The sequence below is a fragment of the Mesorhizobium sp. M7A.F.Ca.CA.004.12.1.1 genome, assembly GCF_003997835.1.
Classification (GTDB): domain Bacteria; phylum Pseudomonadota; class Alphaproteobacteria; order Rhizobiales; family Rhizobiaceae; genus Mesorhizobium.
Genome location: NZ_RZRK01001249.1, coordinates 1 through 1,119 on the forward strand (window position 1 = coordinate 1; position 1,119 = coordinate 1,119).

At 64.0% G+C, this 1,119-nt stretch carries 2 protein-coding genes; both read right to left on the minus strand.

Annotation, left to right across the window (positions count from 1 at the left end):
- A partial coding sequence (locus EN984_RS35535; protein ID WP_348630247.1) for an ATP-grasp domain-containing protein occupies positions 1–222 on the minus strand: 222 nt, incomplete at its 3' end.
- 43 nt (positions 223–265) lie between these two features.
- On the minus strand, positions 266–1,119 hold an 854-nt coding region (gene mdh, locus EN984_RS35540), incomplete at its 5' end, for a malate dehydrogenase (protein WP_127273854.1).

Genomic DNA, 1,119 nt, shown 5'->3' on the forward strand with positions numbered 1-1,119 from the left:
TTTCGCCAGCCGCACGCCGCCCTTGGCGTCCGGGCCGAGTTCGGTGAATTTGCCCTTGCCGCGGCCGCCGGCATGGATCTGGCTCTTCACCACATAAAGCGGGCCCGGCAGCGCCTTGGCGGCGGCTTCCGCTTCGCTCGCCTTGAACACCGGCACGCCTTCGGCCACGGGCGCGCCAAAGCTCTTCAGCAGCGCCTTGCCCTGATACTCATGGATGTTCATCTGGAAGGTCTCCGGATCGACTGGGGGTTCACTTGCTGGAGATTCATTTGGAGGCGAGTTGCGGCGCGATCTTGACGCAGGCCTCGGTCAGACCCTGCACCGTCGCCACCGAGGAGTCGAACATCTTCTGCTCGCTCTTGTTGAGCTCGATCTCGATGATACGCTCGACGCCGCCGGCGCCGATCACCACGGGAACGCCGACATAGGTGTTCTTGACGCCATACTGGCCGGAGAGATACGCCGCGCAGGGCAGCACGCGCTTCTTGTCCTTGAGATAGGCTTCGGCCATCGAGATCGCCGAAGCGGCCGGCGCGTAATAGGCCGAACCGGTCTTGAGCAGGCCGACGATCTCGGCGCCGCCGTCGCGGGTGCGCTGCACGATCTGGTCGAGCTTTTCCTTCGAGGTCCAGCCCATCTTGATGAGATCGGGCAGCGGAATGCCCGATACCGTCGAATAGCGGATCATCGGCACCATGGAATCGCCGTGGCCGCCGAGCACGAACGCGGTGACGTCCTCGACCGAGACCTTGAATTCCTCCGCCAGGAAATAGCGGAAGCGCGCGCTGTCGAGCACGCCGGCCATGCCGACGACATGGCTGTTGGGCAGTCCTGAGAACTTCTGCAGCGCCCAGACCATGGCGTCGAGCGGGTTTGTGATGCAGATGACGAAGGCCTTCGGCGCATACTTCTTCAGCCCGGCGCCCACCTGTTCCATGACCTTGAGATTGATGCCCAAAAGGTCGTCGCGGCTCATGCCGGGCTTGCGCGGCACGCCGGCGGTGACGATGCAGACATCGGCGCCTTCGATGCCGGCATAGTCGTTGATGCCGGTGAGCCTGGAGTCGAAGCCATCGACCGGCGACGACTGCGCGATATCGAGCCCCTTGCCCTGCGGGA